Raw genomic sequence first — 12763 nt, 5'->3', positions numbered from 1 at the left:
GCATGGCCACGATCATCCAGGTCGCCGCACAGGCGGGCGTTTCGACCGCCACGGTTTCGCGCGTGCTCAGCCAGCCCGACCGGGTCGCGGCGGACACCCGCGAACGGGTGATGACGGTCGTCCAGTCGCTGGGCTATCGGCCCAACGTCGCGGCGCGGAGCCTGCGGACGCGGCGGTCGGCCAAGATCCTCGTCACCGTGCCCGATATCTCCAACCCGTTCTTCGCCAGCGTCATTCGCGGCGCGGAGGAAGCGGCACGCGACGCGGGCTATGCCGTGGTGATCGGCGACACACGGCACGATCCGGCGATCGAGGATCGCTATGCCGACATGCTGACCCGGGGCGAGGTGGACGGGCTCGTCTTTCTCGACCACCGCCTGCCCGCCGGGCTGATTCCGCAGCTGGCCGCACGGGGGACGGCGGCACCGGTGGTCAATGGCTGCGAATACAGCGCGGAAACCGGCGTCCCCAGCGTGCATATCGACAATGCCGCCGCGGGCGGAGATGCGATCGCGCATCTGGTGGCGTTGGGCCATCACGATATCGGCATCGTCACCGGCCCGCTCAACAGCCCGATCAGCCGCGACCGGCTGTCCGGTGCCATGGGCGCGGCACGGCATCACGGCGTGGACGACCGGTGCATGGTGCGCATCGGCGATTACTCCGCGCAATCGGCGTTCGGACACGCGCGCGAACTGATCGCGGCGGGCGTGACCGCGATCTTCTGTTTCAACGACGAAATGGCGATCGGCGCGCTGCACGCGATCCGCCGCGCGGGCCTGTCCTGCCCCACCGATATTTCGGTCGTCGGGTTCGACGACTTGCCGCTTGCGCGTTTCTTCGATCCCGCGCTGACGACCGTGGCACAGCCGAAGAACATGATCGGTCGTCGCGCCGTGGAACTATTGGTCGATATACTGGACGGCAACCATCCACAGGTCGATCAGGTCACGCTGCCCCATCAACTGATCGTGCGCGACAGCACCGGCCCCGCCGCCGATACTTTGAAATATAAGTCAAAGTTATCAACAGATTAAGTATTTTTCTGCGGAACCGGCAGGTCCGTTCGGTGTTCAGCCCGCGAGGATCGACATGATCCGGCAATGAAAGTTGCGTTCCGGCGATGACCGATCGGTCCGTCCGGCAACGTACCAATGGGGGGAATAGAATTGGCAAACAATAACAAGCTCATCACGACGGCTGCGTCGACCGTTCTCGTGGCGAACGGCACCGACGACGTGTTCGTCAGCCAGGGCATGGCCACCGCTTTCGTGGTGACGGATGGCACTGTCGGGGATGATACGATCCTGACCTTCCGCAAGAACGACTCGCTCATCAACTATCGCGCGCTGGGCGATACCGTGGTTCCCGGTGCCAACGGCACGATCGCGGTCGACGGCCCCGGTGCCGCGAGTTCCGATGACATCCAGATCATCGGTGCGGATGGAGATTCGGTTCTGACGCTGCGGTATCTGGGAACAAAGGATGGCGGCTTTGCCTATGCCGACGCATCGGTTCGCCTTGCCGGCTTCACCGAAGGCTATGTGACCGACGACAGCTTCAACGCAGGTTCCGCTGCGACGACGTATTTCTATGACAATGCCCTCGGCCTGAACCTCGGGTTCGACACGATCAATGGCTTCGGCGCGGACGACCGGATCGTCACGACCCGTCGCATCTACGATGGCAACGACAGTGCCTCGATCGAATTCGGCGGCAACAAGGTGCTCGACCTGTCGGGCGAAGGTGGTCCGAAGGCGACCGACGGACAGCTTAACCCGGGCGGTCAGATCGACGTCAACGGCGCGACCGGCGATATCCTGTCGCTCGACTTCCTGTTCGAGGAAAATGTCGGCGGCGTGACCTATTACTATTACGGCATCGACGCCTGACCGATGACGGACCGGGTGTCGCGCCATGATCGGCGCGGCACCCGGTGCTTTCTCTACCGGTCGACCGGTTCAGGCCGCGATCGACCGGAGCCGTCCGGCGGCGGCCCGGCGCAATATCTGCGACACCTGATCGATCGAATAGGGTTTGTGGATCAATTCGAAGCCGCTGGTGCCGTCGACCGCAAGGACGTGGCTATAGCCGCTGGCCAGCACGACCGGCAGGCCACCGTGCAGCCGCCGGATTTCGCAGCCCATCTCGATCCCGGTCATGCCGGGCATCACGACGTCGGAAAAGACGACGTCGAAGCGGTCGGCGTCTTCGGACACCTCGCGCAATCCCTCGACCCCGTTCACCGCCAGCACCGTCCTGAACCCCAACTGGTCCAGCGCATCGACGGTGCTCGCCGCGACCTCGGCATTGTCCTCGACCACCAGCACACAGGGCGCAGTGCCGGTCGGCTGGGCCTCGACCGCGTTGGTCACTACCGGATTGATGGCGCGGACATTACCGGCGATTGGCAGGAACAAGGTGAATCGGCTACCGCTGCCCGGCTCACTTTCCACCTGAATGTCCCCGCCCGATTGCCGTGCGAATCCGAACACCTGTGACAACCCCAGCCCGGTGCCGGAACCGACCGGCTTGGTCGTGAAGAACGGTTCGAAGATCCGTTCCCGGTCCCCGATCGGAAGGCCGGTGCCGGTATCGGCGATGCTGATCGCGGCGAACGACCCGGAAACCGCCCCGCGCTCGCGCAACGGGGGGATATGTTCGACCTGCCGCACGCCGATCGTCAGCGTTCCTTCCCCCGACATGGCATCGCGCGCGTTGACCGCCATGTTGATCAGCGCGGTGTCGAACTGGTTGGTATCGGCGCTGACGCACAGCGCATCGTCGCCCACGTCGCGGACGATGGTGACGCGCGGGCCGACCAGCGTCTGCATGATTTCGGCGACCGATCCGATATTGCCGGCGACGTCGAACAGCTCGGGCTTCAGTGCCTGACGCCGGGCGAAGGCGAGCAGTTGCTGCGTCAGCTTCGATGCGCGTATCGTCGCCTCGTCGATCGCAGAGATATAGCGGACGCGCCGTTCGTCCTTCAGCGTCGGCAGCTTCAGCATCTCGACCGCCGATTTGACGATCGTCAGCAGGTTGTTGAAATCATGGGCCACGCCACCGGTCAACTGACCGACCGCCTCCATCTTCTGCGACTGCCGCAAGGCGTCCTCCGCCGTGCGCAGCGCCGCTTCGGTGCGCAGCCGGTCGCTGATGTCCTTGGCATGATGGAATGCGCCGACGATCCGTCCATCCGCATCCCGCAGGGGCGCATAGGCAATGTCCCAATAGGGTTTGAACAGGTCGGGATCGCCGAACTCCTCGGTCACGTTGAAGACTTCGCCAGCCAGCGCCCGGGCCATGAAGCCACGGATCACGCCGCGTTGCTCGGGCAGGAACAGGTCGGGAAACACGTCGCCGATCTGCACCTGGTAGTCATAGATACGGGCGAACTCGTCGCCGTGCGCCTTGTTGAACGCGATGAGGCGAAAGTCGTGGTCGAAGGCGCAGATGGGCGACTGGTCGGACTGGCCGATCCATTCCCACAGACCGTGTGATCCGATCGACATCGGCTGCTCTCCCATCCGTCACGCTACCGCGCCCGTTACCGAAACTAGGCGCAACAAATGATAACATTTGGTTACCGTGGCGCAACGTGTCGCGCTTCACTGCCGCGCGCAAGCCGTTCGGTCGACGGCTTCGCCAGTCGGTTGGGAAAGCAGGTGGTATCGAGCGTGGCCCCGGTCGTAGGAACGGTTCGCGCCCCGACGTCGCAAACGATCGAGCGACGTTATGGGGTCGGACCGCCCGCACCGACGGCCCTGCCGTCCTTGAACTCGACGCGCACCGCCACGAACGGTGCCGATCCACGGTTCGATACGGCATGCAGGCTTTCCGGCTCCGCCCTGACCGTTTGCCCGACCTTGATCGGCGGCGCATCGATGCGGCGCGTTTCGACCGGTTTCCCGTCCACCAGCTTGTAGACGACGTAGGTAATCGGCTGAGGCTGTTCGAAATACATGATGCTGGGCCAGCGATGATCGTGGACCGGTTCGGTTGCGCCGGGCGCAATCTCCACGCGCAACACCCGGACCCGCTCGTCCTCCATCAATATATGGTGACTGCCGGGCGCGACGGCGACGGCGTCGTAATTCGCAGGAACGGTTTGAACCGCCAGCAACATCATCCAGATCATCGCGTCCTCCGGAAACTATAGTACCGGGATACAGCAATGCGCCGGATTGCACCAAGACTATCGCGCTGTGCGTCAGGTTGTTGCCAATGCGTCGCGCTGCTCAACCGGCCAACCGATCCAGCACCGTCCCACAAAGGTTGCGCATAATCGGCAGGTCCCGACACAGCACCCAATCCATCGGCAACCGCCCGGGCAGTCGCGTCTCGAAGTACGATCGCAGGTTACGCCCTCGTTCGCGCATCAGTGAGCAGTTTTTTCGGAACCGAATCCGGTTGGTTTGACGGTTCGGCCGACCTCGTTCCTTTTGGGACGGGAACCTGGATACCAGTTGTGGAGAACCGTGGGGATAGCCCCGATTCACGCCTTCCGCCCTGCATCCGACGATTGCTTGCCGCCGGTCCTGCAATGCCAACCGTTCAATCGCCGGCATGTTCACCGCCCGGGACGCTGGTTCGCCGAGGTCAAGTCGGTGGCGACCGCACCGGCGGATCGATCGCTCAGGCCAGTGGAGACCGGCGATCCTCGCGTCCGCTAGCAGCCGCCGGCGAGCGCCGACCTTTAATCGATCGCCTGATAGATCAACGCCCGCAGCTTGCCATGATCGTCGACATCGCCGGCCGGGAGCAGTTGCGTCATATAGGTGACGGTCAGCCTTTCCTTCGGGTCCACCCAATATTGGCTGTGATAGGCCCCGCCCCAGCCGAACTCTCCCTCGGTCCCCGGCAGCCCCGCCGCCCCCAGATCGGTGCGGATGGAAAAGCCGAGGCCGAAGCCCATGCCCGGCGTGTATTCGATGCTCCCCAGATGGTTCGAAACCATCAACTCGACCGACTTGCGGCTGAGATACCGTCGTCCGTCAAGCTCGCCACCGCGACGCAGCATTTCGAGCAGCCGGCTGTAATCGGCAGCGGTCGAAAGCAATCCCGCACCGCCCGAATAGGCGAGCCGTGGTCCATTCAGATAGTGGCCCTGACCGAACCGGTCGGCGGCCGTCGCGGTATCCGCATCCGCCGCGCGGGTGAGTCCCGATTTGCCAGCCTGGTACACCACCGCAAGGCGTCCGGCCTTCTCGCGCGGCAGGTAGAAGGAGGTGTCTTTCATCCCCAGCGGCTTGATGAGGCGCTCGTCGAAGAACGCCTGTAACGACATGCCGCCCAGCTTCTCGACAACCACGCCGAGAATGTCGGTATTATAGCCATAGACGAACTTTTCGCCCGGTTGCGCCGTCATCGGCAGCGCCGCCATCCGGGCGACGACCTGCGCTACCGGTTCGCGACGGTCCGCGAAATACCATCCGGCCAGCCCCGCATCGCGCCATGCCTTTTCCGCCGGACCGGTGCCATACGAGATACCGGCGGTGTGCGTGAGCAGATCGCGGATAGTGATCGGTCGCTTGGCGGGAACCACCGTGTAGCCGCCGTCCTGCGTCGCGACCGCAACCGTTGTCGTCTTCCATTCGGGAAGGTGCTTGCCGACCGGATCGTCCAGCAGCAGCTTGCCCTCCTCCATCAGCATCAGGACGGCGACGCTGGTCAGCGCCTTGGTCTGCGAAGCGATGCGGAAGATACTGTCCTCGCGCATCGGCGCGCGCGATTCCCGATCACGCCAACCCACCGCTTCGGAAAAGACGGGCTTTCCGTCCTGCTCTACGCGCACCACCGCACCGGCCAGCTTGCCTTCATCGACATAGCGCTGAAGCTGTGCACGCAGCCGCTGGAGCCGCTGTGCCGAGATCGCGGTCGGCGCGGCTGCTTCGGCAGTCCGCCCGGGAAGCTGCGCATGCGAGACGCCGGCACCGCCAAGGGGAACGGTACACGTCAGCAGGCCCAAGGCCAGCACTCGTACGAACGACTTCATTCTGCGATCACCCCGCCTGACGACGCCTCCGACATGCCGGAGAGGCCCCGACGGGGTCAAGGGTCACGCACGCGGGCGGGAAACGACTTCCCGTCGGATGCCCAGCGCCGAAACGGGGCCGTCCTTCGATGCCATGCTACGACATCACGGCAATCGTCGAACGGCTCGTTCCTCAAACCTGCGCTCCCGCTCTTGTCAGGCCGCGACCAGATGGCATGACGGTGCCGGTAGCAGGTCGATTGTATTGAAGGAACCGGGGCATCATGACGACGATCGCGATCCTTGCGGCGGTTTCGCTGCTGATCCTCGCAATATCAGTCGGCCGGGTGCATCCCTTCCTCGCGTTCATCGCGGCATCGATCCTTGCCGCCTTGTTGCTGGGCCTGCCGCTCGCCTCGATCATTCCGACGATCGAGGCCGGTATCAGTGCAATGCTCGGTCCGATCGCGATCATTCTCGTCGTGGGCGCGATGTTCGGGAAGCTGGTGGCGGACAGCGGCGCGGCGCGGACGATCGCCGACACGCTGTTCGGCTGGTCGGGACCACGCTTCATCAGCGTCGCGATGGCGGCCACCGGGTTTTTGGTCGGCATCCCGTTGTTCTACAATGTCGGGTTCGTGCTGCTGGTGCCGCTGATCTTCTCGATTGCGAACCGTGCGCAGATGCCGGTCGTGTATCTCGGCATTCCGATGCTCGCCGGACTGTCGATCGCGCACGGGTTCCTGCCGCCGCATCCGTCGCCGACGGCACTGGTGGCGCAATTCGGCGCCGATATCGGCCGAACGCTGACCTTCGGCCTGCTGGTCGGCATTCCGACCCTCGCGATCGCGGGGCCGGTCTTTGCGCTGACGACGCGCGGCGTCGTGGCCCGCCCGCCAGCGCTGTTCACCCCGGTAGACGACACGGATGCCACTCCCCTTCCCGGTGCGTGGCGCAGCTTTTCCTGCGCGCTGTTGCCCGTGGCGCTGCTGACGCTCGCGACGATCGTCCAGAGCGGCACCGCCGGCAGTCCTGCCGCCGCTGCTGTGGCCATGCTAGGGAGTCCGGCGCTCGTGATGCTGTTCGCGCTGATCGTCGCGACCGTCCTGCTCGCGACCGCGCGGGGGCGGACGCTGGCGCAAGTGGGGGTCGGGCAGGTCCAGGCGGTGACCGAAATCGGGGGGATTCTGCTCATCATCGCCGGTGCGGGGGCGCTCAAGCAGGTGTTCGTCGCCGGCGGCGCCGATGTCGCGCTGGCGGCGCAGTTGAACAGCGTGCCGCTACCACCGCTGTTGCTTGGGTGGCTGCTGGCGATGACGATCCGCGTCGCGCTGGGATCCGCGACGGTGGCCGGGCTGACCGCAGCGGGCATCATGCAGCCGATGGTCGCCACGCATCAGGCCGATGGCAGCCTGATGGTGCTGGCGATCGGAGCCGGCAGCCTGATGTTCAGCCACGTGAATGATTCGGGCTTCTGGATGTTCAAGGAATATTTCGGCCTGACGGTGAAGCAGACGTTCCGCACATGGTCGTTGATGGAAACCGTGGTCGGCCTTTGCGGTCTGGGGTTCACCTTGTTGCTCAGCCTGGTGATCTAGTTAATGCGACATGCTCGGAGCGCTACCCAGCCACTTTGACGACAGGGATCAGAACGCGCGGACCACGCGGAATTTCACGGTCGTGCGACGATAGTACTACAGGCCGACCGTCGACCAGTTACGTTCGGCGCCCACCTGCACCCGCGTTAAGTCGCAGCTTTCGGCATCCGGCAAACGAACGACACACGTCGACCCAAGCAAAGCTTGCTGGAATCCCTATCTGTTGTGGTCGACAACAACCACCCGATTCCGCCGGGCCTGATCTATTACCCGCAATATCTTCAAGCAGCTGGTTACGACACGGCGTTCATCGGCAAATGGCATATGGGCGATACCGGCGATAATCCGCAGCCGGGTTTCGACCACTGGGTCAGCTTCAAGGGTCAGGGCAGCTATCTGCCGAGTACCGACGGGCTGAACGTCGACGGCCGACGGGTACCGCAAAAAGGCTACATCACCGACGAACTGACCGATTACGCGATCGACTGGATCGGCAAGCGCGATGGCAAGAAGCCGTGGATGCTGCATCTGGCCCACAAGGCGGTGCATTCGGAATTCATTCCCGCCGAACGTCACAAGGGCCGCTATGCGAACGAGACGTTCCGCTACCCCGACAACATGCGCAAGAACGTGGCTGGCCGGCCGATGTGGGTCGAGAACCAACGCAACAGCTGGCGTGGTGTGGACTATGCCTATCACGGCAATCTGGACATCGCCGACTATTACAAACGCTATATGGAAACGTTGCTGGCGGTCGACGAGGGACTGGGCGCATTCTCGACCTGCTCGAACAACGCGGCGAACTGGATGACACGCTGATCTTGTACATGGGTGATAATGGCTTCATGTTCGGTGAACACGGCCTGATCGACAAGCGGACAGCCTACGAAGAATCGATGCGAGTGCCCATGCTGGCACGTTGTCCGTCGTTGTTCACGCCGGGCAGTCAGGTCGATGCGGCGGTCGCCAATATCGATATCGCGCCGACGATGCTTGCTGCCGCTGGCTTACAGCCACCTGCCCATATGGCAGGTTCCGACATGCTGCCGATCGCGCGTGACAAAGCCGCGCCATGGCGCAAGGAATTGCTCTACGAATATTACTGGGAACGTAATTTCCCCCAGACCCCGACCGTCCACGCGATCCGCGAAGACCGGTACAAATACATGCATTTTCACGGTATCTGGGATCTGGACGAACTGTACGACCTCGCCGCCGACCCTCATGAGAATGATAATCTGCTGGCACGACCGGGGCACGAGGATCTGGCCGAGCGGCTGAGCGGCAAACTGTTCACGCTACTGGAGCAGACCGACGGGATGCAGATTCCGCTGAGCGCCGATGCCGGCTACCGCGCGAACCTTCGCAAACCGGGCGCAGCGGAACAGGCTCCGTTTCCGCCAGGCTTCTTTCAACCACCGGCTCGGCGGTCGCGATGAATCGGGGAATGCGCTGACCTCGGCAGTCAATGAACGGACCGATGTTCGGTAAACCGTCATCGAACGGCCTGATCGCTTCTGGCAGCTATATGGCCAACAGCAAAGCGCCAGAGAGTCGACGTTGGCCATTCGAGGTGTGATCCGCGCATTTTTCAAGCGGACATTGGTTCAGGATCGCGCGTTGCCAGCGAAGTGTCATTTCGTGACCCCGATCTTCTTCTTCGCGTCGATCAGTACGGCCTGCTGCCATTGGCCTGGCGCCTTGTCGGCGCGGTGGATGCAACCCGCCCAGCAGCACGGCCGCTTCTTTCCCTCCAGTAGTTCGTCGCAAGTTCGGGCGATGCGTCGTTTACGCGTTGCAGCCTGCCTGGCGTCATCGATCCAACAGATGAACTCGTTCCGGCCAAGAGGCGTCAGGCGTTGCCACAGCGCAAGCACTGTCTGGTCCGATTGCACAGCGGCCTGAAGGTCTTCGCCGGCCTCGTGCACGGTGCCATGGAGAAAAGCTTCGCCCACCTAACTGAACTCCAAACCCGCTTGTCGCAACCGGCCTCGCCGATCTCGATCGTCGCTTCGCTCGAAAGCGTGGCTGTCGGGTCGAAAGATGTCCAGCGGGAAACCTTATTCCTTACGGTGGTCGTTCAGCGGTGCTTCCCAAAGGGAACCGGCGCTGAACGCCGGACCAATCGCGTATCACGATGGCAGGATGGCAATCTGGTGGAGGCCTATCCGAACGAACGGGAGTCAGAGGTGGCTCGGGGAATTTTTGAACAGCGGGGATAAGTGGATTGCCGATCTGCCAGCGGCCATGGTGGCCGCGAGGAGGAGGCAAGATGAGCAAGCGACTGCGTCGGAACCACAGCCTGGCGTTCAAGGCGAAAGTGGCACTGGCTGCCGTGAAGGGCGAGAAGACGCTCGCCGAGCTGGCACAGCAATATGACGTGCACCCGAACCTCATCAACCAGTGGCGGGCACGGCTGCTGGAAGGGGCGGCTGACGTGTTCGGGTCGGAGCCGGCCGCATTAGAACGGGCAGTCGACGTGACGGTGCTGCACGCCAAGATCGGCGAACTGACGCTGGCGAATAATTTTTTGGCCGGTGCGCTCGGGAAGGCAGGTCTGTTGCCGAGCGCAAAGCGATGATCGACCGCGATCATGCGCTGCCGCTGGCCTGCCAGGCGCGGCAGCTCGGCATCAGCCGCGGCAGTATCTACTATCAGCCGCGGGCAATATCCGCAGCCGACCTGGCAATCATGCGGCGGATTGACGAGTTGCACCTGCTCTACCCGTTTGCCGGTAGCCGGATGCTGCGTGATCTGCTTCGACAGGAGGGCACGGCGGTGGGTCGGCTGCATGTCGCGACGCTGATGAAGCGCATGGGGCTGGAGGCACTGTACCGCCGGCCGAACACGTCGAAGCCGGCACCGGGTCACAAGATCTATCCATACCTGCTGCGCAAGCTGGCGGTGACCCGGCCGAACCAGGTATGGGCGATGGACATCACGTATGTGCCCATGGCGCGCGGCTTCGTCTACCTCGTCGTCATCGTCGACTGGTTCACTCGGCGCGTGCTGGCATGGCGCGTGTCGATCTCGCTCGATGCCGAATTCTGCATCGAGGCGCTGGAGGAAGCGCTGGCCCGCTATGGCAAGCCCGCCATCTTCAACAGCGACCAGGGCTCGCAGTTCACGAGCACGGCGTTCACCGCCACCCTCCACCGCGAGAAGATCGCCATCAGCATGGACGGCAAAGGCTGCTGGAGCGACAATGTGTTCGTGGAGCGCCTCTGGCGCTCGGTGAAATACGAGGAGGTGTACCTCAACGCCTATGCTTCGGTCCCCGAGGCCCGTGCAGGCATCGGCCGCTATCTGGCGTTCTACACCGCATTCCGCGCTTGGCGGTCGCACGCCAGACCAGATATACTTCGACCTGCCGCTTCTGCAGCGGCATGATCAACCAACGGCGATCCACTTATCAAAGCCGCGAGCCTGTGCAGACAAACCGAACCAACTCTGTCGGCCTGAGCTGCTGCCGGTTTCGTGGACACCGAGATAAGGTGTTTTTGGAACCGGAGGATGGAGATGCAACGACGGAAGTTCAGCCGCGAGTTCAAGCTCGAGGCGGTGAAGCTGGTGCGGGAACGCGGGGTGTCGGTATCGCAGGCGGCCCGCGATCTGGACCTGCATGAGAACGTGCTGCGCAAGTGGGTTCGCGAGCAGGCGGCAGATCCGGGATCAGCGTTTCCCGGGCACGGCGTGATGAAGCCGGAGCAGCAGGAGATTGAGCGGCTTCGCCGCGAGCTTGCCAGGATGAAGGCGGAGCGCGACATCTTAAAAAAAGCGGCGGCCTACTTCGCCAGGGACTCGATATGAGGTTCGAGTTCATCGCGAAGCACCGAGGGATCTGGCCGGTGTCGTGGATCTGCGAAGCGCTCGGTGTTTCTTGGCAAGCGGCTTTCACGCCTGGCTGGTTCGAGCACCAGGTGCCCGTGCCCGCAGCGATGAGGAGTTCGGCGCCAGGGTCCGCGCCAGCTTCATCTCCAGCTATCGGACGTACGGTGCGCGTCGTGTCTGGCATGACCTTCTGGCCGAAGGCCTCTCATGTGGCTTGCATCGTGTCGAGCGGCTGATGCGTGTTCATGGCCTGAAGGCTCGACCCCGGCGCCGTGGTCTGCCGAAGGACGACGGTCTGCGGTCCATCATCGCCGACAACCTCCTCGACCGCTAGTTCACGGCCGAGGCACCAAACCAGAAGTGGATCGCCGACTTCACCTACATCTGGACCGCGGAAGGGTGGCTATACGTCGCCGTCGTCATCGACCTATTCTCGCGCCGGGTCGTTGGCTGGTCGATGAGCGACACCATGGCCGCCCAGCTCGTCACCGACGCGCTGATGATGGCGATCTGGCGGCGCGGAAAGCCCGACGCCCTGCTGTGCACCACTCGGACCAGGGCAGCCAATATACGAGCGAGAAGTTCCAGCGGCTGATGGCCGACAACGGCGTGACCTGCTCGATGAGCCGGTCGGGCAACGTCTGGGACAACGCGGCCATGGAAAGCTTCTTCTCGTCGCTGAAGACCGAGCGGATCGCGCGTAAAACCTACCGCACGCGCAATCAGGCAAAGGCCGACGTGTTCGATTACATCGAGCGCTTCTACAATCCGACGCGACGCCACTCGACCCTGGGCTACCTCAGCCCCATGGACTTCGAGCGGCAGGCGCAGGTAGCTTAACCTCGTGTCCGCGAAACCGGCAGCAGCTCAGACATCAGCTTCTTCACCGCAGCGTAGCGATCTCCAGACTGGGTCAGTTTTTTTTCCCAGCGAATGCTTCAGCGCCAACACGTCCAGCATCGACTCCGCCAGCAGCTTCTTCAGCCGGCGGTTCTCGTCCTCGAACGCCCGCAACCGCGCCGCTTCCGACACGGTCACCCCGCCGTACTTCGCCTTCCAGTTGTAGAACGTCGCGTCACTGCTTCCGGCACAACTCGGCAGTCTTCACGCCGGCCTCATGCCCGCGCAGCACGCCAATGATCTGATCCTCAGTAAATCGGCCTCGCCGCATCACTCGTCTTCATCTGACGAGCTAACTTACCAATGGCATGAATTCTGGGGAGCACGTCAGTGCAGCCGTTAGCTATATGCAGGACGCAAAAAGGCCCGTCATCCTGTTGGATGCGGGGCTTGGTGTTGGTTGCGGGGACAGGATTTGAACCTGTGACCTTCAGGTTATGAGCCTGACGAGCTACCG

Annotated in this window: 8 protein-coding genes and 4 pseudogenes; 6 read left to right on the top strand and 6 right to left on the bottom strand. The window is 63.1% G+C overall.

Features of this window, described 5'->3' with window-relative positions; all coding sequences use genetic code 11:
- The first annotated feature begins 2 nt into the window (after positions 1-2).
- Both IFT55_RS09775 and IFT55_RS09770 read left to right on the top strand, forming a co-directional pair.
- On the top strand, positions 3-1037 hold the full coding sequence (locus tag IFT55_RS09775) for a LacI family DNA-binding transcriptional regulator (protein WP_192091568.1): 1035 nt from the start codon (positions 3-5) through the stop codon (positions 1035-1037).
- A 132-nt stretch (positions 1038-1169) separates the two neighbouring features.
- A complete protein-coding gene (locus IFT55_RS09770) occupies positions 1170-1892 on the top strand; it encodes a hypothetical protein (protein WP_192091567.1) in 723 nt (240 codons plus the stop codon).
- A 69-nt stretch (positions 1893-1961) separates the two neighbouring features.
- Here the strand turns inward: IFT55_RS09770 and IFT55_RS09765 are convergent, their stop codons facing one another.
- The 3 genes from IFT55_RS09765 to IFT55_RS09755 form a co-directional block, all read right to left on the bottom strand.
- Positions 1962-3515 (bottom strand): PAS domain-containing sensor histidine kinase, encoded by a 1554-nt coding sequence (locus IFT55_RS09765; protein WP_192091566.1) that lies wholly within the window; start codon positions 3513-3515, stop codon positions 1962-1964.
- 221 nt (positions 3516-3736) lie between these two features.
- Entirely contained in the window at positions 3737-4141 is a 405-nt protein-coding gene (locus IFT55_RS09760; protein ID WP_249403748.1) for a hypothetical protein, read from the bottom strand.
- A gap of 558 nt (positions 4142-4699) precedes the next feature.
- A complete protein-coding gene (locus tag IFT55_RS09755) occupies positions 4700-5998 on the bottom strand; it encodes a serine hydrolase domain-containing protein (RefSeq protein WP_192091565.1) in 1299 nt (432 codons plus the stop codon).
- A 263-nt stretch (positions 5999-6261) separates the two neighbouring features.
- Here IFT55_RS09755 and IFT55_RS09750 point away from each other — a divergent pair, with 263 nt between their 5' ends.
- Both IFT55_RS09750 and IFT55_RS17780 read left to right on the top strand, forming a co-directional pair.
- A complete protein-coding gene (locus IFT55_RS09750; RefSeq protein ID WP_192091564.1) occupies positions 6262-7575 on the top strand; it encodes a gluconate:H+ symporter in 1314 nt (437 codons plus the stop codon).
- A gap of 225 nt (positions 7576-7800) precedes the next feature.
- A pseudogene (locus IFT55_RS17780) lies at positions 7801-9014 on the top strand (sulfatase family protein).
- A gap of 195 nt (positions 9015-9209) precedes the next feature.
- On the opposite strand, the gene IFT55_RS09740 reads toward IFT55_RS17780, so the two are convergent.
- Positions 9210-9530, bottom strand: coding sequence for a YdeI/OmpD-associated family protein (locus tag IFT55_RS09740; RefSeq protein ID WP_192091563.1), 321 nt, complete (start codon positions 9528-9530; stop codon positions 9210-9212).
- A gap of 317 nt (positions 9531-9847) precedes the next feature.
- On the opposite strand from IFT55_RS09740, the pseudogene IFT55_RS09735 reads away from it, so the two are divergent.
- Together IFT55_RS09735 and IFT55_RS09730 are read left to right on the top strand one after the other, a co-directional pair.
- Positions 9848-10942 (top strand): annotated as a pseudogene (locus tag IFT55_RS09735) (IS3 family transposase); the annotation flags it as partial.
- 152 nt (positions 10943-11094) lie between these two features.
- A pseudogene (locus IFT55_RS09730) lies at positions 11095-12246 on the top strand (IS3 family transposase).
- Between the two features lie 78 nt (positions 12247-12324).
- Here IFT55_RS09730 and IFT55_RS09725 read toward each other — a convergent pair.
- Together IFT55_RS09725 and IFT55_RS17230 are read right to left on the bottom strand one after the other, a co-directional pair.
- Positions 12325-12577: pseudogene (locus IFT55_RS09725) on the bottom strand (transposase); the annotation flags it as partial.
- On the bottom strand, positions 12555-12763 hold a 209-nt coding region (locus IFT55_RS17230; protein WP_206757249.1), incomplete at its 5' end, for a hypothetical protein. The gene IFT55_RS17230 and the pseudogene IFT55_RS09725, both read right to left, overlap by 23 nt.

The organism is Sphingomonas sp. CFBP 13720 (assembly GCF_014842075.1).
Taxonomy (GTDB): Bacteria; Pseudomonadota; Alphaproteobacteria; order Sphingomonadales; family Sphingomonadaceae; genus Sphingomonas.
Note: the sequence above shows the minus strand (reverse complement) of the source record. Positions and strands in the feature narration are given on the sequence as shown.